This window comes from Streptomyces sp. NPDC008313 (assembly GCF_042956125.1).
Classification (GTDB): domain Bacteria; phylum Actinomycetota; class Actinomycetes; order Streptomycetales; family Streptomycetaceae; genus Streptomyces.
In genome coordinates this window covers 1-23,178 of record NZ_JBIBFR010000032.1, presented here as the reverse complement: position 1 = coordinate 23,178, position 23,178 = coordinate 1, and the positions used below count along the sequence as shown (strand labels likewise).

Here is a 23,178-nt window from a genome sequence, read left to right as displayed (position 1 = left end):
TCGCGCGCCGTTGCGTGACGTTGAAGAAATCGAAGTGACGTAACGCCATGACGCGGGGTGTCCGGTCGGAATCGACGCTATGCCGCAATGAGAGTCGGGCGGGGGGATATCGGCCACTTTCGACACCGGAGAGGACTGTGACCCTGCTCTCGGCAGGACCCTCACGGGCGTCGCCCGCGTCCATGGGGCCGGTGGCCGGGGCCGCCCGGGGGGACCAGCGACGGCCCGGTCACGGATGTGGTCCGTACTCACCGGGCGCGTGGCAGGGGCGCCGATGCCCCCGCGAAATATCGCGCTGATCACGCCACCAGGCTATCGCCCCGCACCGGGTCCCCGTCATGAGCCGCATGTGTACAAAACCGGAGCCCGAACTTTGCCACTCTGCACAGAACCATTCCGGCCAGCCGGGGGGTAAGGAGCGGGGCGGGCGAAGCACCGGGGTTTGGACGGGAGGGAGCGCCGGGGCAGGGACGGAGCGCCGGGACGGGAGAGGGGCTGGGGGCCGGGGCGGGGTGAGACGGGAGGGAGCGGGGCTCGGGGGCGGAGCCCCGGGGCCTGGACGGGGAAGGGCCCCGGAGCCGAGGACGAGAGCCGGGGCCGGGGCCGGGGGCGGAGCCCCGCCCCGGGACGGGACGGGTAGTCGGGGTCAGAGGCGGAGCCCCGGGACGGGACGGGTAGTCGGGGTCAGGGGCGGGGCACCAGTCGGGTCCGGGGCGGAGCCCCGGGGGTGGGAAGGGAAGGGGCGGAGGGGGCGAGAGAAACCCTCACCCCGCCAACCGCTCGGCCACCCCCACCGCCTCCTCCAGCGTGTCCACCACCGGCACCCCCACGACCTCAAGACTCGCCCGCCCGTGCGACCCCCCGGTGTACAGCACCGCCCGCGCCCCCACATGCGTCGCCGCCACCGCGTCGTCCGCCGCGTCACCGATCACGACCACCCGCTCGGGTGCCACCCCGGCCAGCGCGGCCAGATGCCGCACCATGTGCTCCGCCTTGCTCCCTCCGGACGGCCCGACCCGCCCGTCCACCCGGACGAAGTGCGACTCGATCCCGAACCCCCGCACCAGCGGGACGAGCTCGTCGTGCGTGTACATGCTCAGGATGGACTGGCTGCGCCCCGCCGACCGCCATCCGGCGAGCAGCTCGGGCACGCCCTCCGCGAGCCCGCACGCGGCCCGGTGCTCGGCGTAGTGCCGGTGGAAGACCGCGTCCATGAGTTCCCACTCGGCATCGGTCGGCAGCCGCCCGATCAGCCGTTCGTAGAACTTCGGCACCGGCACGCAGTACAGCGCCCGGTACTGCTCCAGGGTGATCGGCTCGATCCCCAGTTCGGCGAAGGCGGCGTTCGTGGCGCCGATGATCGCCGTGATGTCGTGGAACAAGGTTCCGTTCCAGTCCCACACGATGTGTGCTGCTTCGCGCTTCCCCATACGCAGAAAATACTCGCCCCGGCCGGATGAGCACGGGGCTGGTCCCGAACATCACACCGGAGCCGGAGCGAGGCGCCACACCTGGGCGGAGGCACCCGGGGCGCCACGCCGCACGGGCCCCCCGCACCGCCTCCGCCACGAAGGCACCCCACCCGCTCGGTCCCGCCCGCTCGGTCCCGTCCGCTCAGTCCCGTCCGCTCAGTCCTCCGGCCCCACCAGGTGGGGGATCTCCTGCGTGGCGAACCACAGCAGCTCGTGGTCCTCCGCACCGTCCACGACGAACTGGGCGTCGTCGTCCCCGAGGTCCGCCGCCCCCAGCGCGTCCGCCGCGGCGGTGACGTCCGCCTCGGCGTCGTCCGCGTCGACGTGCACCGCCGCCGCCTTGGCCAGCGGCACGGGGTCCGCGAGCCGCACCTCGCCGAGCGCCGACGGGTCGAGGCCCCGGTCGGGGTCCGCCACCGCCGCACGGTCCGGCACGTCGACCGCGACGACGACCCGCCTGCGCACGGCCCCGGGCTCGACCGCGAGCAGCCGCAGGGAGGCCAGCGCGGCCCGGTTCAGCGCCGCGTACTCCAGTTCCTCGATGTCGTCGGACACGTACCACTCGCGCAGCGCCGGCGTGACGGCGTACGCGACCGACGGTCCGGGCCCCAACTGCCCCGTCCTGTGCGCCTCGGCGAGGCCGGAGAGGGTCAGGGGGACGTAGACGCGCATGGCTGGCCGCTTTCGTAGTCGGAAGGCTCCGTGGAGGCCCCGGGAGGGCGGTTCCCCGTCTCACGGAAGGGCTCCAGGATACGTGCGCGTGTCCCCTTTCGAGTCCGGTCCACACCCCCGGACGGCGTCCACCCCGGGGCCTTCAACTCACCCGGTACACCCCTGTCCCGCCACGGGTCCCGACACCTCACGTCACCCTGATAGGTGAACCTCCGGCCGGGTCCGACGCGCCCCGGCCGTCCTTGCGGACGCCCGCCCGGACCTCGTACAAGATCCCTCGACACCCAAGTTACCGCCCGGTATCGCTCCGGGCCCTGCGGAACGGGGACGACGTATGAACAAGGTGATGACCAGGACCAGGCGGCAGCACCCCGGCGGCCGCCCGCCGGGCCGCCACGACACCCGCCGCCCCGGCACCGCCCCGTCACGCCCGGCGCCGGGCGGCAGCGCGCCCTCCCGTGCGGCGGCCGAGCGCACCGCCCCCCTCACGGCCCCCCGCACCTCCCCTCGCGACGACTCCCCCGTCGCGGCACACACACCGCGGACCCGGCCCGCCCCCGACCGCCCGACCCCGTACCGCCCGAGCCCGCACCGCCCGGCACCGCTCCCGCACGGCGGACCGGCTCCCCGGCCCACCGACGTCTTCGCCGAACTGCTCCTCGCCGTACTGAGCGGCCGGCGGCCCGTCCACTGCATGCTGCGCCACACCGCGGGCCGCGCCTACGACGAGCTCGCCTGGCTCGCGGAACGCGGTCCCCTGCGCACCCGCGGCCCCCGCCCCGTCGTCCGCGACATCGGCTACTACGTCGTCCGGCCCGGCGCGGTCGAGGCCTTCGCCCGGATCGGCGCCGGCGACCGGCTGCGCGCGATGGCGTTCCGTCTGGAGCAGGCTCCCGACAACCGCTGGCGCTGCACCGCGGTGGAGCTGGGCGGCCCCCGGATGCCCCGCTCCTACGACGACTGACCCGCCGGCCGCCGCCGCGCCGTCGGCCCCGCTCCCCGTCCGCGCCGAGCCCTGCGATCCGGCACCGCGCCGGACGCCGAAGGGCCGGGCACCCACAGGTACCCGGCCCTCCCGACGTCACCACGTCACGACATCTCCCGATGTCACGACGTCAACGCGTCACGGCGTCACTTCTTGCGGCGACGGCCGCCCTTCTGCTGCTTGCGGCGCTCCGCGCGGGTGAGGCCGTCGGCCTCCGAACGGACCGGCTCGTCGTCGACGAAGTCGCCCTCGACGACACCGCCCTCACCGTCGACGGTCGGCGCGGAGAAGTGCAGCCGGTCCGGACGCTGCGGGGCGTCCAGGCCCTTGGCGCGGATCTCCGGGCGCGCCCCTGCGCCCGCGGGAACGGCGTCCTCCTTGACCATCGAGGGCTTCTCGTCCTCGACGGGGACCTCCTCGACCTGCTGCTCGACCTGGACCTCCAGGTTGAACAGGTAGCCGACGGACTCCTCCTTGATGCCGTCCATCATGGCGGTGAACATGTCGAAGCCCTCGCGCTGGTACTCGACCAGCGGGTCCTTCTGCGCCATGGCCCGCAGGCCGATGCCCTCCTGGAGGTAGTCCATCTCGTAGAGGTGCTCGCGCCACTTGCGGTCGAGGACGGAGAGCACGACACGCCGCTCCAGCTCTCGCATGATCTCGGAGCCGAGCTGCTCCTCACGCGCCGCGTACTGCTCGCGGATGTCGTCCTTGATGGACTCGGAGATGAACTCGGCGGTCAGACCGGCACGGTCGCCGGCCGCCTCCTCCAGCTCCTCGACGGTGACCTTCACCGGGTAGAGCTGCCGGAAGGCGCTCCACAGCCGGTCCAGGTCCCACTCCTCGGCGAAGCCCTCCGCGGTCTCCGCCGCGATGTAGGCGTCGATCGTGTCGTCCGTGAAGTGCTGGATCTGCTCCTGCAGGTCCTCGCCCTCCAGGACGCGGCGACGCTCGCCGTAAATGACCTCGCGCTGCCGGTTGAGGACCTCGTCGTACTTGAGGACGTTCTTACGGGTCTCGAAGTTCTGCTGCTCGACCTGGGACTGCGCGGAGGCGATGGCCCGGGTCACCATCTTGTTCTCGATCGGGACGTCGTCGGGGACGTTCGCCATCGACATGACGCGCTCGACCATCTGGGCCTTGAACAGGCGCATCAGGTCGTCGCCGAGGGAGAGGTAGAAGCGGGACTCGCCGGGGTCGCCCTGACGGCCGGAACGACCGCGCAGCTGGTTGTCGATACGCCGCGACTCGTGCCGCTCGGTGCCGAGGACGTAGAGACCGCCGAGCTCCTTGACCTCTTCGAACTCCGCCTTCACGGCCCGCTCGGCCTTCTCCATGGCGGCGGGAAGGGCGGCGGCCCACTCCTCGATGTGCTCCTCCGGGTCGAGGCCGCGCTGGCGCAGCTCCGCCTCGGCGAGGTCGTCCGGGTTGCCGCCGAGCTTGATGTCCGTACCGCGGCCGGCCATGTTGGTGGCGACGGTGACGGCGCCCTTGCGGCCGGCCTGGGCGACGATGGTCGCCTCACGGTCGTGCTGCTTGGCGTTCAGCACCTCGTGCTGGATGCCCCGCTTGCTGAGCTGCTGCGAGAGGTACTCGGACTTCTCGACCGAGGTGGTGCCGACCAGGATCGGCTGGCCCTTCTCGTGCTTCTCTGCGATGTCGTCGACGACCGCGTCGAACTTGGCGACCTCGGTGCGGTAGATCAGGTCCGACTGGTCCATGCGGACCATGGGCTTGTTCGTCGGGATGGGGACCACGCCGAGCTTGTAGATCTGGTGGAACTCGGCGGCCTCGGTCATCGCCGTACCGGTCATGCCGGAGAGCTTGCCGTAGAGGCGGAAGAAGTTCTGCAGGGTGATCGTGGCGAGGGTCTGGTTCTCGTCCTTGATGTCCACCCCTTCCTTCGCCTCGATCGCCTGGTGCATGCCCTCGTTGTAGCGGCGGCCGGCGAGGATACGGCCGGTGTGCTCGTCGACGATCATGACCTCGCCGTCGATGACGACGTAGTCCTTGTCCTTCTTGAAGAGCTCCTTCGCCTTGATGGCGTTGTTCAGGTAGCCCACCAGCGGGGTGTTCACCGACTCGTAGAGGTTGTCGATGCCCAGCCAGTCCTCGACCTTGGTGACGCCGGGCTCGTGGATGGCGACGGTGCGCTTCTTCTCGTCGACCTCGTAGTCGCCGGTCTCCTCGATGCCCTTGAGGGGGTTGCCCGCCTCGCCCTTCTTCAGGCGCGTGACCAGCTTGGCGAAGTCGCCGTACCACTTGGTGGCCTGGTCGGCGGGGCCGGAGATGATGAGCGGGGTGCGGGCCTCGTCGACGAGGATGGAGTCGACCTCGTCGACGATCGCGAAGTTGTGGCCGCGCTGCACGAGCTCGTCCTGCGACCAGGCCATGTTGTCGCGGAGGTAGTCGAAGCCGAACTCGTTGTTCGTGCCGTACGTGATGTCGCACGCGTACTGCTCGCGGCGCTGGGCCGGCGTCATGTTGGCGAGGATGCAGCCGACGTTCAGGCCCAGGAACTTGTGGACGCGGCCCATCATCTCGGAGTCGCGCTCGGCCAGGTAGTCGTTGACCGTGATGAGGTGGACGCCTTCTCCGGAGAGGGCGTTCAGGTACGCGGGAAGCGTGCCGACCAGGGTCTTGCCCTCACCGGTCTTCATCTCGGCGACAAAGCCGAGGTGGAGGGCGGCGCCGCCCATCAGCTGCACGTCGTAGTGACGCTGGCCCAGCGTGCGCTTGGCGGCCTCACGGACCGTCGCGAACGCCTCCGGCAGCAGGTCGTCGAGGCTCTCGCCGTCGGCGTACCGCTGCTTGTACTCATCGGTGAGGGCCCGCAGCTCGGCGTCGGAGAGGTCGACGAAGTCCTCTTCGATGGAGTTGACCTGGTCCGCAATGCGGTGCAGCTTGCGCAGGATCTTGCCTTCGCCTGCACGCATGATCTTGGAGAGGACGGACACGGGGGTTGGTCTCCTTGCCGGTCGGGCCTGGGACGGTCGGTTTCCATTGACATGGCTGAGCAACGGCCATCGTATGCGAGGACCCCGCCGCGCCGGGAGGTCCGCGATCGGGACAGCCAACAGGACAACGGACGGGTGACCGGGATGGTGCCGCGTCCCCGCCGCCGAATCGACAAAATGTAACCATGCCGTCACCCGGCGGCAGCCCCGGACCCGTGCGCCGAACCAGTGGCTTCCGCACCGTCGGCCCCGCAGAATCGGGCAATGGACCCCTTCACCCTCACCACCGGCCGGCTCCTCCTCCGCGCCGTCGGCCCGCACGACACCGACGCCGTGTACGAGGCCGCCCAGGACGCCGACATCCAGCGCTGGACGACGATCCCGTCGCCCTATCTGCGGGAGCACGCCGAGGGGTTCACCCACCAGCTGGTGCCGGACGGCTGGGCGGACGGTTCGATGTTCACCTTCGGCGTCTTCCTCCCCATGGGGGCGCTGGCCGGGATGCTCAGCTTCTCACCACGCTCCCCCGGCGTCGGCGAGGTCGGCTTCTGGGCGGCGAAGGAACACCGCGGCAACGGCTACATCACCGAAGCCGTGACGGCCGTGTCCCGCTGGGCGTTCACCCGCCTGTCCGTCGACCGGGTCGAGTGGCGCGCGGAGGTGGGCAACACGGGTTCCCGCGCGGTCGCCGAACGCGCGGGCTTCACCATCGAGGGCACGCTCAGGTCCGCCATCAGCAACAAGGGCACCCGCCGGGACTGCTGGATCGGCTCCCTGCTCCCCTCGGACCTCGGCCTCCCCTCGGCATCGCCCTACCTGCCGTCGTCCTGACCGCGGACTCGCCTGCCGCCGGGGAGCGTGACAGGCCGATGCGGGCCCCGTGACAGGCCGATGCGGGCCCCCGGCGGCGAACGCCCAGCTCACACCAGGCTGTCAGTCCCACCCCCTATCGTGCGGACATGACCACCCTTCCGCGCCCCACGACAGAGCTCTCCGCCGACGAAGCCCGCCGCATAGCCCTGCGCGCGCAAGGTCTCCTCGGCGCCCCCGACCGCCGCGGGGGCGTCAGGGGAGTCCTGCGGCACCTGGGCGCGGTCCAGCTCGACACCATCTCCGTCCTGGCCCGCTCCCACGAACTGATCCCGTACGCCCGCCTCGGCGCGGTCGGCCGCGACACGGTGAACCGCGCGTACTGGACGCCCGGCCCCGACGGCGCCCCGCACGCCTTCGAGTACTGGTCGCACGCCGCCTGCGTCCTGCCCATCGAGGAGTGGCCGCACTTCGCCTTCCGGCGCCGCGCCTACCGCGCCCGCCCGCACTGGAACCACGCCCTGCCCGACGGCGTGTACGACCAGGTCGTCAAGCAGCTGCGCACCGAAGGCCCGCTGACGGCGACGGACTTGGGCGGCGCGAAGCGGACCAGTGACTGGTGGGACTGGTCCGGCACGAAGGTCGCCGTGGAGCGCGCGCTGATGCACGGGGAGGTGGTGTGCGTCGAGCGCCGCGGCTGGAAGCGCGTGTACGACCTCGCCGAGCGCGCGATCCCCGAGGCGCTGCTGCACGACGATCTGGACGACACCGAGTGCCTGCGCAGGCTCGTGCGTCTCGCGGGCCGCTCCCTGGGCGTCGGTACGCGCGCGGACATCGCCGACTACCACCGCCTCAAGGCCGAGCAGGTCGACGCGGTGATCGCCGACTCGGGACTGGTCCCGGTGACGGTCGAGGGCTGGGGCAAGCCCGCGTGGGCCGATCCGGCGGCGCTGGCGACCCCTCCGCGCGGGCGGCACCGCACCACGCTGCTGTCCCCGTTCGACTCGCTGATCTGGGACCGGGCGCGCACGGAGCGGATCTTCGGCTTCACCCACCGCCTGGAGGCGTACGTCCCCAAGCCCAAGCGTGTGTACGGCTACTTCGCCATGCCCGTGCTGGCGGGCGGCCGTCTGGTCGGGCGCGTAGACCCGGCGCGGGAGGGCGGGACCCTGGTCGCCAGGCAGGTCACCCTGGACGGCCCGAAGGCCGTCCCCGCGGTGGCCCGGGCGCTGGTCCAGGCGGCGAGCTGGGTGGGCGTCATGGACATCCGCGTGGAGCGCGTCGACTCCCCGGAACTGCGGGAGCCCCTCGTCCGGGAGGTGCCCCGGGCGCTGGTCGCCGCCCTGCGCTGACCGACTCAGCGGATCTCGAGGATCTTCTCCCGCATCGCGTAGACTACCGCCTCCATCCTGGAGTGCAGCTGCAGTTTCTCCAGGATGTTGCGCACGTGGTTCTTCACGGTGTTCTCGCTGATGAACAACTCCTTGGCGATGTCCCGGTTGTTCATTCCGGTCGCCACGAGCTTCAGGACCTCCAGCTCACGGTCCGTCAGCCGGGGCGCCGGCACGAGGCGCCTCTCGTCGGTGCGCTGGATCATCGACTTGAACTCGGTGAGCAGTTTCGACGCCATCGAGGGGCTGATCTGCGACTGGCCGTCGGCCACCGCGCGAATGGCCGTGGCCACCTCGTCCGTGGAGATCTCCTTGAGGAGATAACCCGTCGCACCGGCCTTGATCGCGTCGTAGAGATCGGCCTCCTCGTCGCTGATCGTCAGCATGATGATCTTCGCGCTCGGAGCCACCTCCTTGATGGACGTGCACGCCTCGATGCCGCCGCGCTTGGGCATGCGTACGTCCATCAGCACGATGTCGGGCAACAGATCCGCCGCCTTGTCGACGGCCTCCGCCCCGTCACCCGCCTCGCCGACGACCTGGATGTCCTCCTCGGCGGCGAGCACGATCTCCAGGCCGCGGCGGAAGAGGGCGTGGTCGTCCACGACAAGGACCCTGATCGGTTCCTTGCGTGGGGATTCCGCGTCCGGGCCCATGGCGACAACGCCGTCGTCGGCGCCCTCGTCACGCATCGGTCCGAAGCTGTCCGCCATCGTTCCTCCCCCTGAAGGCCGTGGCCTGTGTTTCCTGAGCCGTCGCCAACCCAGGGCGACAACACACCGGTTGGGGCCCGGTGCGGCCATGATTCCATGCCGGGGCGGCGGCGCGGTGACGGAGCGGGGTGCGAAGGGGTCGCACACCGGTGCCCCTGGGGGCGCACACGCGCTCCAGGGGCACCGGCTGAACCGTCGTCGTCACCGGGTGAGGTCACCCACCGAGGGCACCGCCCGCCTCGCCCGACTGCGCGCGGGCGACCATCGGGTCCGTGCTGAGGTGGATGACGCCGTAGTCGTAGGCGTGCCGGCGGTAGACGACGCTCGGTTCCTTCGTCTCGGAGTCCACGAAGAGGTAGAAGTCGTGCCCGACCAGCTCCATCTCGTAGAGCGCCTGGTCGAGCGTCATCGGGGAGGCGACGTGGGTCTTCTCGCGGACGACGAGCGGACCTTCTCCCATGACCTCGATGGACCCGATCTTCTTGGTCGGAACGTTGTCCGGCTCCTCGTCCTGGACGATCTCGCCGTTCCCGTTCAGCGTCGCGGCGTCGGGGACGGTGTCGGCGACCTCGGCCGCCGAGAGCCTGCCCGCACCGCGGCGGGTGTGGCGCTTGTCGTGCTGCTTGCGCAGCCGGGCCTCGAGCTTGTCCGCCGCCAGGTCGAGCGCCGCGTACGGATCGCTGGCCGCTGCCTCCGCCCGGATCACCGGGCCACGGGAGCGGAGCGTGATCTCCACTCGGTCGCAGCGGTCGGCCTGCCGGGGGTTGGGCTCCTTGGACACCTCGACGTCGAGGCTGATCACCTTGCCATCGAGCTTCTGGATCTTCTCCAGCTTCAGCTTCTCGGCCACGTGCTTGCGGAACCGCTCGGGCACCTCGGTCTTGCGGCCCTTGACGACGATGTCCACGCAGAACTCCGTTCCCGGATAGCTCCGCTCCTGTGGCGGAGCATCTCCCTTTTGCACCAGGTCCCGGTACGTTCCGGGGCCTCGGACTCGGTGACGTCCACCTCCTCCTCCCCCGCGGGCAAGATCTCCACCCCACCGGCGCGGGTGATTCAGCAGAACCGCGCACGGCATACGGCATTTCGGTAGGTGAGGGAGGACGGCGTCCTTTCCCTCACAACCGAACATATCTCGCCCGGACGGATGGCGTCACCCTCTACAGCGACGTACCCCCGTTCAGGTGATTTGACCCTCTCGTTACCTGCAACGATGCGAGTTCCCCGTCAGTTCCGGTTTATCTCGAACGCGTCCGGCGGAGCCGCGATCACGGCCGCGTGGATCACGCGTTCGGACCGCCCCGGGCCCGCCTTCTCGCGGACTCTCCGTCTCCTGTCCACTCCCGCCGGCGCCTCCTCGGTCCTCCGTTCTGCCGATGCTGCCCAGGTGGCCGCGGAATACGCGTCGGAGGCCGCGTCCCCGGCCACCCGGACGCCCCGCTCCACCCGGACGCCCCGCTCCGGCGCGGCGGCCCGCACGGCGCGCGCCGCCTCCGCCAGCGAGGCACCGGTCGTCATCAGGTCGTCGACGAGCACCAGCCGCCCGCCTCCGGCCAGCAGCCGGGCGCCGCCCGGGACGGCCTCCAGGGCATACGTGAGATTGGCGAGCCGCTGACGGGAGCCCAGTCCCGACTGGTCGGCCACGGCCCGCCGCTGCCGCAGCGCGGCGACGACCCGGGCCGGTGTCCCGGTGCGCCGCAGCTCCGCCGCCGCGGCGCACGCGATCCGCCGCGCCGGATCGTGCCCCCGCGCCCGCACCGACCGCCGTGAGGAGGGCACGGGAACCATGAGCACACCGCCGGCGCTCCCGGCCCGCGAACACCGCTCTCCCGCCCGTACGGCTCCTGCCAGAGCCGCTCCGAGCGGTCTCGCGAGTCCCAGGGCACCGCGCTCCTTGTGGGCGAGGAGCACGGCCCGCGCCTCGTCCGCGTACGGAGCGGCCGCGTGCACCACGGGCAGGCCGGCCGGCTCGGGCGTGGGACGCACCCGGCGTGGCACGGTCCCGCACAGGACGGCACGGCACTCGGGGCAGAGCACCGCACGGGCCCTGCCGCAGCCTCCGCAGTCGGCCGGCAGCACCAGGTCGGCGAGGTCCTGCCACCATCCGCGCATGGCCCCACTGTGCCGATCGGCGCGCGACCCCGCCACCCCTGTGGACAACCCCCTGTGGACAACCGCGCGGAGCTGCCGCGAAGGGTCACCCGCACAGGTGACGGCCGTCCCCGGCGGATGGTCAACCGGCCGGTCCGTCACCTCTGGGAGAGGGCCCCCAGGAAGACGGTCGCCCCCGACGGACCGGTCACCCGGGGTAGACCGGTGCCATACCGTCCTTGACGACCTTCTGCGGCTGCGACCCGGGCGACAGCCGCACGATCCCGTCCTCCGAGTGCGCCACCAGCGGCAGCTGCTCGTCCTCGGAGGCGGCTATCTCCTTCACGCCCGTCAGCCCGGACGGTGCCGAGCCCACCGGCGTGGAGCCGTCGACCTGCACGTACCGCATCTGCTGCACGCCGCCGGACTCCCGGCCGACCACCACGAGGCGGCTGTCACCGGCCCACGACATGGCCGTCACGTCCTCCAGCCTGGGCGCCACGGAACGCAGTTCGAGCAGGGAGACGGAGGGCCGCCCGTCCTCCTTGTCCTCGCGCTCGATCCGGCCGATCAACAGGGACCTCTTGTGGTCCTTCTCGACGATCAACGCGATCCGCACGCCGTCGGCGGCCACCCGCACCGCCTCGATGCGCCCGTCCAGGCCCGGCGCGGTGACCTCCAGCGGCTCGCCCGCGCCCTTCGCCAGCACGAGCAGCCGGGGACGGTCCGGATCGCGGTCGGCCACCCACAGGTCGCCCCGGCCGTCCCAGCTCGGCGTCGTCAGCCGGTCCTTCTCGGTCCCGCCGTCACTGCGCAGCACCGGCTCCCCGAGCGAACCGCCCGCCACCAGCGACCCGACGTACAGCGAGCGCCCGTCCAGCGACACTCCCGCCGCGGTGTCCTCGTCGCGGGCGACCGCGGCCGCCCGCAGCGCCTTCTCGCCCTCGCCCAGCGCGCCCGGCACTGGCTCCGGCACCCTGCCGCCTCCGCTGGGCATCCGTACGAGCCGGCTGTCGCCGTCGATGAAGTAGGTGTACTCGGGTGGCTTGCCCGTGCCGTGCAGGGCGATGATCTCCGCCGCGGCCTCGTCGAGCACGCACAGCTGCGAACCGTCGGAACGCTGCAGCTCCACCTCGTCCACACCGGTGGGGGTGAGGTCCTGGAGGGTGAACAGGAGTTGCGCCGCCATCTTGGCGCACTGGCTCTGGCCGACCCGGTCGACCCGCTCGTTCAGCGGTACCGTCAGCCGGTTCTGGTCGTCGGGCGTCAGCGACTTGACGCCCTTCCGCAGCTGCGTGCGGGACGGGAAGCTGGAGCGTGCGACCGGCGCCAGCCACCGCGTGGGCCCGTCCAGCAGGGTGCGCACCATCTCCGTCATCGGGTCGACCTGCTTGCGCACGTAGACGGGGTCGGCGACGGCTCCCGTCTGGCCGTCCGTGTCCGAAGGGTCGTTCGAAGCGAAGTAGTACTTGTTGACGGACACGTAGTTGCGCTGGAAGTCGGACTTGCCCATGACCACCCCGTGCGGCAGCCCGTCGATGCGCCACTGCTTGGTGCCCTTGAGCCGGACGAGGTGCACCGTCTCGTCGTACGACCCGTCGTCGGGCGCGTACGCGTGCTGGGAGTCCACGGTGGCGAGCTTGCGGCCGGTGAGCGTGTACGCGTACTCGCCGCTGCCCTCCCGGGCCCCCGAGTGCTCCCCCGACCTGTAGGGGCCGTCGGCGAGCACGGTGGTCGACCGGTCCGGCTGCCATGTCTTCGACGCCGCGTCCGTCAGGTACTTGCGTGCCGTCTCGTACCCGGGGTCGTCACTGGTCAGGGCTTCGAGGAAGCCCTGGACTATCTCCTCGGGCCGGGCGTCGTCGCGCGGCGGCACGGCGAAGACGCGGACCTGCGAGTCCTGCCGGGGCGTGGACTCCACCCCGCGCAGGTCCCCGCTGTCCGGCATCGAGGCACACCCGGCCAGCAGTACGGCGCAGCATCCCGCGGACGCCGCCACGCGCAACGGACGTCTCCGGCCGCCCCCCTCAGCGCCCACGAGTCGCCTCCCCTTGTCTCAGCTCGTCCTGCGCGTGTTGTCCCAGCTCGTCCTGCGCGTGTTGTCCCAGCTCGTCCTGCGCGTGTTGTCCCAGCTCGTCCTGCGCGTGTTGTCCCAGCTCGTCCTGCGCGCGCTCGCCCGAGTCACCCTCGTCGTGCTCACGCTCGTCGTGCGCGTGCTTCCCCGGCTCGCGCGGGTCCGTGTCGTGCTCACGCACGCCCCGGTGCCCCGGCGAGGCGGCTTCCGGCGCGGCCGGGCCCTCGCTCGCCGGGGGCGTCTCGTCCGCCCTGCGGGCGCCGGCCGGGGGGCGGGACACCACGCGTGCGCCGTTCCCGGGCAGTGCCGTGGGGTCGGCCGTCGGCGCAGGCCCCGACTGCCGCGGCGTGATGGGCGCGCGCTGCGGCACCGGCGGGGGCGTCGGCTTCCCCGTCGGCAGACCGGCGTCTTCGAGTCCGCGGTTGCGCCGCGAGTCCTTGGGTTCCAGGGGTATCGGTGAGCCCCGCAGCGGCTCGTCGGCGGTCCTGGGCAGCGTGAGCCGGAACTGCGAGCCGCCGCCCGGCTCGCCCCAGGCCTGCAGCCAGCCGCCGTGCAGCCGCGCGTCCTCCAGGGCGATGGACAGTCCGAGCCCGGTCCCCCCGGTGGTACGCGCGCGTGCCGGGTCGGCCCGCCAGAAGCGGCTGAACACCCGGGTCGCCTCGCCGGGCTTGAGCCCGACACCGTAGTCGCGCACGGCGATCGCCACCGCCCCGCCCGCCGAGGCGAGCTTGACGACGACGTCCTTGCCGTCGCCGTGCTCGACGGCGTTGACGACGAGGTTGCGCAGCACCCGTTCCACCCGCCGGGGGTCCGCCTCCGCGACGACCGGCTGCTGGTCGCCGACGACGCGGATGTGCGTGCCCTTGCGGTCGGCGAGCGGTTCGGCCCCGCTGACGACCCGGCGTACGACCTCGCGGAGGTCGATCGGCTCGGCCTCCAGCGCGGCGGCGCCCGCGTCGAACCGGCTGATCTCCAGCAGGTCCGCCAGCAGGGTCTCGAAACGGTCCAGCTGGTCGGCGAGGAGTTCCGCCGAGCGGGCGGTCACCGGGTCGAAGTCGACGCGCGCGTCGTGGATGACGTCGGCCGCCATCCGGACGGTGGTCAGCGGCGTACGCAGCTCGTGCGACACGTCGGACACGAACCGCCGCTGCATCCGTGACAGGTCCTCCAGCTGCTGGATCTTGAGCTGGAGGTTCTGCGCCATCTTGTTGAAGGCCTCGCCGAGCCGGGCGATGTCGTCCTCGCCGGTGACCTTCATACGTTCCTGCAGGCGGCCGGCGGACAGCCGCTCGGCGATCCCCGCCGCCATCCGTACGGGGGTGACGACCTGGCGCACCACGAGCCAGGCGATGGCCCCGAGGAGCACGACGACGAAGAGTCCGGCCGTCGCGAGCGTCCCCTTGACCAGGCTGAGCGACTTCTCCTCCTGCGTGAGCGGGAAGAGGTAGTACAGCTGGTAGGGATCGCCGCTGGGGTCGTTGACCTGCTTGCCGATGATCAGCGCCGGCTGGGGTTCCTTGCCGTTGGTGTAGGTGACGCGCGTGTAGCTCTGGGCCACTCCGCCGGTGCCGTCGTCGACGCGTTCGCGCAGGGCCTCGGGGACGCTGACGTTCGGGTCCACGTAGCCGGAGGCGCGCGGTCCGAGGCCGCGGTTGTCGTTGTCCGCGGCGGTGGTGCTGAGCGTGACGACGTCGAACGCGCCCTGGCCGCCGCTGGACAGGGACTCCACGAGGTCGCTCATCCACCGGCTGATGTTCAGCCCCGGGTTGCCGTCGGCGCCGGGGCCGTCGTCCCCGCCCGTGCTGGCCGCGTTGTCGGCCTTCTGCCCGGCCACCGTGAAGCCGCCGGTGGCCTGGCTCTGCGAGGCCTTCACCTTGGCGTCCAGCAGGCCGTTGCGGACCTGGCCGATGACGACGAAGCCGAGCAGCAGCACGACGCCGAGCGACATCAGCAGGGTCGTGACGACGATCTTGAGCTGGATGTTGCGCCGCCACAGCCGCATGACGGGCAGCAGCGGACGCCGTACCCAGCGCACGAAAAGCCGCAGGACCGGGCTGCCCTGGACGCCGCCGGGCAGCCCGCCCTCGATGAGCCGGGCCCAGCGGGAACCCGCCGTCCTGTGGCCGACAGGCCGCCCCTTGCGGTCTCCCGGCCGGCCGGGCGCCGAAGCGGCACTGTCCCGGGACATGTCAGCTCGGTCCTGCCTTGTAGCCGACACCGCGCACGGTCACCACGATCTCCGGCCGCTCCGGGTCCTTCTCGACCTTGGAGCGCAGCCGCTGCACATGGACGTTCACGAGACGGGTGTCGGCGGCGTGCCGGTAACCCCAGACCTGCTCCAGCAGGACCTCGCGGGTGAACACCTGCCACGGCTTGCGGGCCAGGGCCACCAGCAGGTCGAACTCGAGCGGGGTCAGCGCGATCGACTGCCCGTCCCGCTTCACCGAGTGACCGGCCACATCGATGACGAGGTCACCGATGGCCAGCTGCTCGGGCGCGGGCTCCTCCGAACGGCGCAGCCGCGCCCTGATACGTGCCACCAGCTCCTTTGGCTTGAACGGCTTCACGATGTAGTCGTCCGCGCCCGACTCGAGGCCCACGACCACATCGACGGTGTCGCTCTTCGCCGTGAGCATCACGATCGGCACCCCGGACTCCGCCCTGATCAGGCGGCACACCTCGATGCCGTCCCGGCCGGGGAGCATCAGGTCCAGAAGCACCAGATCGGGCTTGGTCTCACGGAAAGCGGCCAGCGCCTTGTCGCCGTCGGCTACGAAAGACGGCTCAAAACCTTCACCACGCAGCACAATGCCGAGCATCTCGGCCAGTGCGGTGTCGTCATCGACGACAAGGACTCGTCCCTTCATAAATGCCATCATCCCATTAGCTAATCGTTACCCGGCGTGACCTGGCACACAGCTCGGCGAGGGCCTGAGCCGTGACGGGCGACACGGCGCCCTCTTCGGTGACGATCGCCGTCACCAACTCGGGCGGCGTCACGTCGAACGCCGGGTTGTAGGCCTGGGTCCCCAGGGGTGCCACCGGTATCCCGCCTCCCGCCTCCGCGCCCGCCACCGGCACCTGAGGTGCTGTGATCTCCGTCACTTCATGACTCGCCCGCTGCTCGACCTCGATGGACGCCCCGTCCGGAGTGTCCGGGTCTATCGTCGTCACCGGCGCCACCACGATGAACGGCACGTGGTGGTACCGGGCCAGCACGGCGAGCGGATAGCTCCCCACCTTGTTCGCCACCGAACCGTCGGCCGCGATGCGATCGGCCCCGATGAGCACCGCGTCCACGTCCCCGGACGCGAACAGCGAACCCGCCGCGTTGTCCGTGAGCAAGGTGTACGCCATTCCGTTGCGCGCCGCCTCGTACGCGGTGAGCCGCGCACCCTGCAGCAGCGGCCGCGTCTCGTCCACCCACAGCCTGCGCAGCCGCCCCTCCCGGTGTGCGGCCAGGGCGACGGCGAACGCCGTGCCCTCCCCGCCCGAGACGAGCGCCCCCGAGTTGCAGTGTGTCAGTACCCGGTGCCCGCCGCCCGGCAGCAGCTCGTCGAGCAGCGCCAGACCGTGCGCCGCCATGTGCGCGCTGGCCTCGGCGTCCTCCCGGTGCAGCGCCCGCGCCGCCGTCAGAGCCGCCGCGGCCGCCTGCGCCCGCGTGCCCCCCGCGGCCAGCGAGGCCCGGTACGCGTCCTGCGCCCGGCGCACCCCCACGGCGAGGTTCACGGCGGTGGGCCTGGCCCCTGCCAGCGCCCGGGCGGCGTCGTCCACCTCGAAGCCCCGCACGGCGGCCAGCGCGACGCCGTACGCCCCCGCGATACCGAGCAGCGGCGCCCCGCGCACGGCGAGCGTACGGATCGCCTCCACCAGCGCGGGCGCGTCCGTGCAGACGAGCTCGACCTCCTCGGCCGGCAGCCTTCTCTGGTCGAGGAGGACCAGTACGGGACCTTCTGGCGGCTCGTCCCAGCGGATCGCCGGTATCGCCGACGGCGGTTCGCCCTCGCGGGAATGCTCGTACTGATCAGCCATCCGCCCAGTCTGCCCCGTACCGGGCGGACAATTGAAGGTGTGCAGCCCATACGGCACCCGGTCCGCTCACCGGCACGCCGTGGCACGATGGCTGCCAACCTGCCCCCGCGACCGCGGCCGGGCACCGTGAAGGAGCGACGATGAAGGACACTCCGGGCTGGGCCTCGCCCGGATCCGCCCCCTCCGACGGACAGGAGCCGGGCACCTCCGGCCCCGCGCGTCCGCAGGACCAGGATGGCGGGAACCAGAGCGGTACGGACCGGAGCGGTGCGGGCCGGGGCGGGACGGACCAGAGCGGTACCGACCAGCCCGACTCCGCGTCGAAGTGGTCCAAGGAACAGCCCCCGCCGCGCCCCTGGACCGCACCCGCTCCGCAGGACCGCGCGCAGGTACCCCCGCCACCGCCGCCGCCCGGCCCCGGCTGGGGCGGCCAGCAGCCCGGCTGGGGACCCCCGCCGCCCGGCTGGGGTCAGCAGCCCGGCTGGGGCGGCCAGCACCCCGGAGGTCCCGGCCCCGTCCCCGGCGGATACGTCCCCTGGGGAGGCGGCTGGGGAGGCCCGCCGCCCGCCGCCAGGCCCGGTGTGATCCCGCTCCGCCCGCTGGGCGTCGGCGAGATCCTCGACGGTGCCGTCTCCACCATGCGCACCTACTGGCGCACGGTGCTCGGCATCTCGCTGACCGTCGCGGTCGTCACCCAGGTCGCCGTCATCCTGCTCCAGGGCCTCGTCCTGGACGACGTCGCCGGCACGGACGCGGACGCCCTCAGCGACCCCAGCGCCACCGCCGACGAACTGGGCCGCGCCCTGGGCGAGTCGCTGCTGAGCTCCGGCGTCATCCTCCTCGTCACCCTGCTCGGCACCATCGTCGCCACCGCCCTGCTCACGACCGTGACCAGCCGTGCCGTGCTCGGCAAGCCGGTGTCCATCACGGAGGCCTGGCAGGACGCGCGCCCCCGGCTGGCGAGACTGTTCGGCCTCACCCTCCTGCTGCCGCTCATCGGTGCCGTCGTCGTCGCCGTCGGCATCCTGCCCGGCGTCATCGCCGCCACCACCGGCGCCGGCGACGCGGGCATCAGCCTCGCGGTCCTCGGCGGGCTCGCGGCGGGCGTCGCCGCGGTCTGGCTGATCGTCCGCTTCTCGCTCGCCTCTCCCGCCCTCATGCTGGAGAAGCAGGGCGTCATCAAGTCGATGAGCCGCTCCGCGAAGCTGGTCCGCGGCTCCTGGTGGCGCGTCTTCGGCATCCAGCTGCTGGCCACGATCATCGCCAACATCGTCGCGTCGATCATCGTGATCCCCTTCACCTTCCTCGCCTCTGCTCTGAGCGGACAGGGCTTCACCGGATACTTCACCAGCGGCGGCGACATCGGCTGGACGTTCCTCGTCGTCAGCGGCGTGGGCTCGGTGATCGGCACCATGCTCACCTTCCCGATCACCGCGGGCGTCACCGTGCTCCTCTACATCGACCAGCGCATCCGCCGCGAGGCCCTCGACCTCGACCTGGCCCGCGCCGCCGGTGTCCAGGGCTACGGCTCGCCCGCCCCCGGCACCCTCCCCGGGAGCTGATGCGGTGAGCACGGCAGGGGGCCTTCTCACAGCGGTGCCGGCCTGGGCGCACACCGGCACCACAGCGCTCTTGGCACTGAACCGCGGCGACAAACCTCCGGTGACGACCCCGCGCGACCCCGCACGGGAGGCCGCCCGCCGCGAGCTGTCCAAGCGCATGTACCACGAGAACGACCCCAGCCTGCTCCAACGCGCCCTCGACCACTTCTGGGACTGGGTCGGCAAGCTGTTCGACACCGCCTCCACCGCGACCCCCGGCGGAACCCTGGGACTCGTCGTCATCGTCCTCGCGGTCGTGGCCGTGGCAGCCGCCCTCTGGTGGCGCCTCGGCACCCCCCGCCGCACCCCCACGTCCTCCGCCCGGCTCTTCGACGACCGCCCCCGCAGCGCCGCCGAACACCGCGCCGCCGCCGAGGCGCACGCGGCCCAGGGCCACTGGAACCAGGCCGTGCAGGAACGCATGCGCGCCGTCGTCCGCTCCCTGGAGGAGCGCGCCCTGCTCGACCCCCGCCCCGGCCGCACCGCCGACGAGGCGGCCGACGAAGCGGGCCGCACCCTGCCCGCGCACACCGGCCGGCTGCGCGCCGCCGCCCGGGACTTCGACGACGTGACATACGGCGGCCGGGCCGCCGCCCCCGACACGTACGACCGCGTCACCGCACTCGACCGGGACCTCGAACACACGAAGCCGGTCCTCGCGAGCAGCACCCCGAGCACGGCCACCGGCACCCACCAGGGGGCCGGCGAATGACCACCGAGGCCCCCCTCGCCTCCACCTCGGCCTCGCCCACCGCCCGCCAGGTGTGGACCCGCGCGCGCGGCATCGCCCTCGCGCTGGTCGTCCTGCTGGCCACCGCCGTCGTGATCGCCGCCGTGCGCTCGGACGCCCGGCACGGCCGCCTCGACCCGCGCGCCGCCGACCCCTACGGCAGCCGCGCCGTCGCCGAACTCCTCGGCGACCGCGGGGTGTCCACCCGCGTGGTGACGACCCTCGACGACGCGCACGACGCCGCCGGCCCCGACACGACCCTTCTCGTCGCCGCCCCCGACCTGCTGACCGGCCGTCAGCAGCGCCTGCTCCACGCGGCGACCGAGAACTCCGGAGGACGAACCGTCCTCGTCACCCCCGGCGCCCCGTCCGTGGACGGCCTGGCACCCGGCACCACCGCCGATCCCGTGACCAGCTTCGACTCCACGCTCGCCCCCGGGTGCGACCTGCCCGCCGCCCGCCGCGCCGGCCGCGCCGACACCGGCGGCATCCGCTACAGCACCCCCGACCCGGACGCCGACACCTGCTACCCCAGTGAGGGCCTGCCCACCCTGCTGCGCATACCGGCGGACGCCGGAAGCGGCGACACCGTCGTCATCGGCGCCCCCGACATCCTCTACAACGACCGCCTCGACGAGCAGGGCAACGCCTCGCTCGCCCTGCAACTGCTCGGCTCCCGCCCCCATCTGGTCTGGTACCTCCCCTCGCTCTCCGACGACTCGGCCACCGACACCGGAAAGCAGACCTTCTTCGACCTGCTCCCCGGGGGCTGGCTCTGGGGAACCCTTCAGCTCGCCGTCGCGGCGGTCCTCGCCGCCTTCTGGCGCGCCCGCCGTCTCGGACCCCTCGTAGCCGAACGCCTCCCCGTGGCCGTCCGCGCCTCCGAAGCCGTCGAGGGCCGCGCCCGTCTGTACCGCAGGGCAGGCGCCCGCGACCGGGCCGCGACAGCCCTGCGCTCCACCACCCGCACCCGCCTCGCCCCCCTCGTCGGCGTATCCCCCGCCCAGGCACACGCGCCCGAGGCTCTGCTCCCCGCCCTGTCCGCCCGGCTCCACGGCGACGGACAAGCCCTGCACCAGCTCCTCTTCGGGCCGCCGCCACGCGACGACGCGGCCCTCATCGCCCTCGCCGACCAACTCGACGCCCTCGAAAGAGAGGTACGCCGTCCATGATGGACCCGACCACTGACAACGCCGGGCACACCGGGCACGCCGGGGACTCGGGCGCCGCCCGCGCCTCCCTCGAAGCCCTGCGCGCCGAGATCGCCAAAGCCGTGGTCGGCCAGGACCCCGCCGTGACCGGCCTCGTCGTCGCTCTCCTCTGCCGCGGCCACGTCCTCCTGGAAGGCGTCCCCGGAGTCGCCAAGACCCTGCTCGTCCGCACCCTCGCCTCGGCACTCGAACTCGACACCAAGCGGGTCCAGTTCACCCCCGACCTGATGCCCAGCGACATCACCGGCTCGCTCGTCTACGACGCCCGCACCGCCGAGTTCTCCTTCCAGCCCGGCCCGGTCTTCACCAACCTGCTGCTCGCCGACGAGATCAACCGCACCCCGCCGAAGACCCAGTCCTCCCTCCTCGAAGCGATGGAGGAACGCCAGGTCACGGTCGACGGCACCCCCCGCCCGCTGCCCGAGCCGTTCCTGGTCGCCGCGACCCAGAACCCGGTCGAGTACGAGGGCACCTACCCCCTCCCGGAAGCCCAGCTGGACCGCTTCCTCCTCAAGCTGACCATCCCGCTGCCCACGCGTGAGGACGAGATCGACGTCCTCGCCCGCCATGCGGCCGGCTTCAACCCGCGCGACCTGCGCGCCGCCGGCGTACGCCCCGTCGCGGGCCCGGCCGACCTGGAAGCCGCCCGCGCCGCCGTCGCCAAGACAGCGGTCTCCCCCGACATCACCGCCTACGTCGTCGACATCTGCCGCGCCACCCGCGAGTCGCCCTCGCTCACCCTCGGGGTCTCCCCGCGCGGCGCCACGGCCCTGCTCTCCACCGCCCGTGCCTGGGCCTGGCTGACCGGCCGCGACTACGTCATCCCGGACGACGTGAAGGCCCTCGCCCTGCCCACCCTCCGCCACCGGATCCAACTCCGCCCGGAGGCGGAGATGGAGGGCGTGACCCCCGACTCCGTGATCAACGCGATCCTCGCCCACGTCCCGGTCCCCCGCTGATGGCGCTCACCGGACGCGCCGCCCTGCTGGCGGCTCTCGGCGCCCTCCCCGTCGGCATCTGGGGCCCCGGCTGGACGGGCATCCTCGCCGTCAACGGCCCGCTGGCCCTGGCCTGCGCCTGTGACTTCGCCCTCGCCGCCCCGGTACGCCGCCTCGGCCTGACCCGCTCCGGCGACACTTCGGCGCGCCTCGGCGAGAACGCCGACGTCACGCTCACCCTGACGAACCCCTCCGGCCGCCCCCTGCGCGCGGACCTGCGCGACGCCTGGCCCCCCAGCAGCTGGCAGCCCGGCACGGAGTTCGCCGCGTCCCGGCACCGCGTGACGGTTCCCGCCGGTGAACGCCGCCGGCTGACGACGCGGCTGCGGCCCACCCGCCGCGGCGACCGCCACGCGGACCGCGTCACCATCCGCTCCTACGGCCCTCTCGGCCTGTTCTCCCGGCAGGGCAGCCACAGGGTGCCCTGGGCGGTACGCGTCCTGCCGCCCTTCACCAGCCGCAAGCACCTGCCGTCCAGGCTGGCCCGGCTGCGCGAGCTCGACGGCCGCACCAGCGTGCTGACCCGCGGCGAGGGCACCGAGTTCGACAGCCTCCGCGAGTACGTCCCCGGTGACGACACCCGCTCCATCGACTGGCGTGCCACCGCCCGCAACACCACGGTCGCCGTACGGACCTGGCGTCCCGAACGCGACCGGCACATCCTTCTCGTCCTGGACACGGGCCGCACCTCGGCCGGCCGGGTCGGCGACGTGCCACGGCTGGACGCCTCCATGGACGCCGCCCTCCTCCTCGGCGCCCTGGCCTCCAAGGCGGGCGACCGCGTGGACCTCCTCGCCTACGACCGGCGTGTCCGAGCCCTCGTCCAGGGCAGAGCGGCCGGCGACCTCCTGCCCGCACTCGTCAACGCGATGGCGACCCTGGAACCCGAGCTCGTCGAGACGGACGCCCGCGGCCTCACGGCCACCGCGCTCCGCACGGCCCCGCGCCGTTCCCTGATCGTCCTGCTGACGACCCTCGACGCGGCCCCCGTCGAGGAGGGCCTCCTCCCCGTACTGTCCAGCCTCACCCAGCGCCACACGGTGCTGGTCGCCGCCGTCGCCGACCCGCACGTGGCCCGCATGGCGACATCCCGCGGAACGACGGACGGCGTGTACGAGGCGGCGGCCGCGGCCCAGGCCCGGACGGAACGCCACCGCACCGCCGAGCAGCTGCGCCGCCACGGCGTCACCGTCGTGGACGAGACCCCGGACGACCTGGCGCCGGCGCTCGCGGACGCCTATCTGGCTCTCAAGGCGGCGGGCCGCCTGTAGCCCGCGGGCAGGGCAGGCGCGAATCCCCGCACGTACCGCATCGCCGCTACGACACGGCCTCTGAAGCCATCCCGAAATTGCCTCTGGAACGCAGAAAACCCCCGGACCGGTTTCCCGGTACGGGGGTATTTCCACAATGATTGTTCGGCGGCGTCCTACTCTCCCACAGG

18 protein-coding genes are annotated in these 23,178 nt (G+C 72.4%); 8 read left to right on the top strand and 10 right to left on the bottom strand.

Going from position 1 to position 23,178, the window contains the following annotated elements; all coding sequences use genetic code 11:
• Positions 1-764 precede the first annotated feature (764 nt).
• Both ACFY93_RS31250 and ACFY93_RS31245 read right to left on the bottom strand, forming a co-directional pair.
• A complete protein-coding gene (locus ACFY93_RS31250; protein ID WP_391365261.1) occupies positions 765-1,430 on the bottom strand; it encodes an HAD family hydrolase in 666 nt (221 codons plus the stop codon).
• Positions 1,431-1,628: 198 nt separating this feature from the next.
• Positions 1,629-2,144 (bottom strand): DUF6912 family protein, encoded by a 516-nt coding sequence (locus ACFY93_RS31245; RefSeq protein WP_391365260.1) that lies wholly within the window; start codon positions 2,142-2,144, stop codon positions 1,629-1,631.
• Between the two features lie 334 nt (positions 2,145-2,478).
• On the opposite strand from ACFY93_RS31245, the gene ACFY93_RS31240 reads away from it, so the two are divergent.
• The gene (locus ACFY93_RS31240; RefSeq protein ID WP_391365259.1) at positions 2,479-3,108 is read left to right on the top strand and encodes an Rv3235 family protein; all 630 of its coding nucleotides are present in this window, start codon (positions 2,479-2,481) and stop codon (positions 3,106-3,108) included.
• 167 nt (positions 3,109-3,275) lie between these two features.
• On the opposite strand, the gene secA is transcribed toward ACFY93_RS31240, so the two are convergent.
• Positions 3,276-6,086, bottom strand: a complete 2,811-nt coding sequence (secA, locus tag ACFY93_RS31235) for a preprotein translocase subunit SecA (RefSeq protein WP_391365258.1) — start codon at positions 6,084-6,086, stop codon at positions 3,276-3,278.
• 264 nt (positions 6,087-6,350) lie between these two features.
• Between secA and ACFY93_RS31230 the strand changes: the two genes are divergently transcribed.
• Both ACFY93_RS31230 and ACFY93_RS31225 read left to right on the top strand, forming a co-directional pair.
• Positions 6,351-6,917: a GNAT family N-acetyltransferase gene (locus ACFY93_RS31230; protein WP_391365257.1), complete on the top strand. Its 567-nt coding sequence runs from the start codon at positions 6,351-6,353 to the stop codon at positions 6,915-6,917.
• A gap of 128 nt (positions 6,918-7,045) precedes the next feature.
• Positions 7,046-8,248 carry a DNA glycosylase AlkZ-like family protein gene (locus ACFY93_RS31225; protein ID WP_391365256.1) on the top strand — a complete coding sequence of 401 codons (1,203 nt, stop codon included), beginning with the start codon at positions 7,046-7,048 and terminating at the stop codon, positions 8,246-8,248.
• Between the two features lie 5 nt (positions 8,249-8,253).
• On the opposite strand, the gene ACFY93_RS31220 is transcribed toward ACFY93_RS31225, so the two are convergent.
• The 7 genes from ACFY93_RS31220 to mtnA all read right to left on the bottom strand — a co-directional run bounded on the left by ACFY93_RS31220 (position 8,254) and on the right by mtnA (position 17,197).
• Complete coding sequence (locus ACFY93_RS31220) at positions 8,254-9,000, bottom strand: response regulator (RefSeq protein ID WP_391365254.1); 747 nt, start codon at positions 8,998-9,000, stop codon at positions 8,254-8,256.
• Positions 9,001-9,214: 214 nt separating this feature from the next.
• Positions 9,215-9,907 (bottom strand): ribosome hibernation-promoting factor, HPF/YfiA family, encoded by a 693-nt coding sequence (gene hpf / locus ACFY93_RS31215; RefSeq protein ID WP_391365252.1) that lies wholly within the window; start codon positions 9,905-9,907, stop codon positions 9,215-9,217.
• A gap of 320 nt (positions 9,908-10,227) precedes the next feature.
• Positions 10,228-11,112 carry a ComF family protein gene (locus ACFY93_RS31210; RefSeq protein ID WP_391365250.1) on the bottom strand — a complete coding sequence of 295 codons (885 nt, stop codon included), beginning with the start codon at positions 11,110-11,112 and terminating at the stop codon, positions 10,228-10,230.
• A 187-nt stretch (positions 11,113-11,299) separates the two neighbouring features.
• Positions 11,300-13,129 (bottom strand): LpqB family beta-propeller domain-containing protein, encoded by a 1,830-nt coding sequence (locus tag ACFY93_RS31205; RefSeq protein ID WP_391365248.1) that lies wholly within the window; start codon positions 13,127-13,129, stop codon positions 11,300-11,302.
• Entirely contained in the window at positions 13,119-15,353 is a 2,235-nt protein-coding gene (mtrB, locus tag ACFY93_RS31200; protein ID WP_391365246.1) for an MtrAB system histidine kinase MtrB, read from the bottom strand. Before mtrB ends, ACFY93_RS31205 begins: the two co-directional genes overlap by 11 nt.
• Before the next feature lies 1 nt (position 15,354).
• Entirely contained in the window at positions 15,355-16,044 is a 690-nt protein-coding gene (gene mtrA, locus ACFY93_RS31195; protein ID WP_187822996.1) for a two-component system response regulator MtrA, read from the bottom strand.
• A gap of 4 nt (positions 16,045-16,048) precedes the next feature.
• Entirely contained in the window at positions 16,049-17,197 is a 1,149-nt protein-coding gene (gene mtnA / locus ACFY93_RS31190) for an S-methyl-5-thioribose-1-phosphate isomerase (RefSeq protein WP_391365243.1), read from the bottom strand.
• A gap of 140 nt (positions 17,198-17,337) precedes the next feature.
• Between mtnA and ACFY93_RS31185 the strand changes: the two genes are divergently transcribed.
• The 5 genes from ACFY93_RS31185 to ACFY93_RS31165 are packed head-to-tail and all read left to right on the top strand — an operon-like array spanning position 17,338 to position 23,008.
• Entirely contained in the window at positions 17,338-18,759 is a 1,422-nt protein-coding gene (locus tag ACFY93_RS31185) for a hypothetical protein (protein WP_391365241.1), read from the top strand.
• A 4-nt stretch (positions 18,760-18,763) separates the two neighbouring features.
• The gene (locus ACFY93_RS31180) at positions 18,764-19,510 is read left to right on the top strand and encodes a DUF4129 domain-containing protein (RefSeq protein WP_391365239.1); all 747 of its coding nucleotides are present in this window, start codon (positions 18,764-18,766) and stop codon (positions 19,508-19,510) included.
• On the top strand, positions 19,507-20,700 hold the full coding sequence (locus ACFY93_RS31175; RefSeq protein ID WP_391365237.1) for a DUF4350 domain-containing protein: 1,194 nt from the start codon (positions 19,507-19,509) through the stop codon (positions 20,698-20,700). Before ACFY93_RS31180 ends, ACFY93_RS31175 begins: the two co-directional genes overlap by 4 nt.
• Positions 20,700-21,698 (top strand): AAA family ATPase, encoded by a 999-nt coding sequence (locus ACFY93_RS31170; RefSeq protein WP_391365235.1) that lies wholly within the window; start codon positions 20,700-20,702, stop codon positions 21,696-21,698. The genes ACFY93_RS31175 and ACFY93_RS31170 overlap by 1 nt, the downstream gene beginning before the upstream one ends.
• Positions 21,698-23,008, top strand: a complete 1,311-nt coding sequence (locus ACFY93_RS31165; RefSeq protein WP_391365233.1) for a DUF58 domain-containing protein — start codon at positions 21,698-21,700, stop codon at positions 23,006-23,008. The genes ACFY93_RS31170 and ACFY93_RS31165 overlap by 1 nt, the downstream gene beginning before the upstream one ends.
• The last annotated feature ends 170 nt before the right edge of the window (positions 23,009-23,178 follow it).

What these genes read in the sequence shown, in the direction of transcription:
- ACFY93_RS31225 (WP_391365256.1), top strand. Translation starts at nt 7,046, where the DNA reads ATGACCACCCTTCCGCGCCCCACGACAGAGCTCTCCGCCGACGAAGCC.
- mtrA (WP_187822996.1), bottom strand. Translation starts at nt 16,044, where the DNA reads ATGATGGCATTTATGAAGGGACGAGTCCTTGTCGTCGATGACGACACC.
- ACFY93_RS31250 (WP_391365261.1), bottom strand. Translation starts at nt 1,430, where the DNA reads ATGGGGAAGCGCGAAGCAGCACACATCGTGTGGGACTGGAACGGAACC.
- mtrB (WP_391365246.1), bottom strand. Translation starts at nt 15,353, where the DNA reads ATGTCCCGGGACAGTGCCGCTTCGGCGCCCGGCCGGCCGGGAGACCGC.
- ACFY93_RS31240 (WP_391365259.1), top strand. Translation starts at nt 2,479, where the DNA reads ATGAACAAGGTGATGACCAGGACCAGGCGGCAGCACCCCGGCGGCCGC.
- ACFY93_RS31210 (WP_391365250.1), bottom strand. Translation starts at nt 11,112, where the DNA reads ATGCGCGGATGGTGGCAGGACCTCGCCGACCTGGTGCTGCCGGCCGAC.
- mtnA (WP_391365243.1), bottom strand. Translation starts at nt 17,197, where the DNA reads ATGGCTGATCAGTACGAGCATTCCCGCGAGGGCGAACCGCCGTCGGCG.
- ACFY93_RS31175 (WP_391365237.1), top strand. Translation starts at nt 19,507, where the DNA reads ATGACCACCGAGGCCCCCCTCGCCTCCACCTCGGCCTCGCCCACCGCC.
- ACFY93_RS31220 (WP_391365254.1), bottom strand. Translation starts at nt 9,000, where the DNA reads ATGGCGGACAGCTTCGGACCGATGCGTGACGAGGGCGCCGACGACGGC.
- ACFY93_RS31230 (WP_391365257.1), top strand. Translation starts at nt 6,351, where the DNA reads ATGGACCCCTTCACCCTCACCACCGGCCGGCTCCTCCTCCGCGCCGTC.
- ACFY93_RS31245 (WP_391365260.1), bottom strand. Translation starts at nt 2,144, where the DNA reads ATGCGCGTCTACGTCCCCCTGACCCTCTCCGGCCTCGCCGAGGCGCAC.
- ACFY93_RS31165 (WP_391365233.1), top strand. Translation starts at nt 21,698, where the DNA reads ATGGCGCTCACCGGACGCGCCGCCCTGCTGGCGGCTCTCGGCGCCCTC.
- ACFY93_RS31185 (WP_391365241.1), top strand. Translation starts at nt 17,338, where the DNA reads ATGAAGGACACTCCGGGCTGGGCCTCGCCCGGATCCGCCCCCTCCGAC.
- ACFY93_RS31170 (WP_391365235.1), top strand. Translation starts at nt 20,700, where the DNA reads ATGGACCCGACCACTGACAACGCCGGGCACACCGGGCACGCCGGGGAC.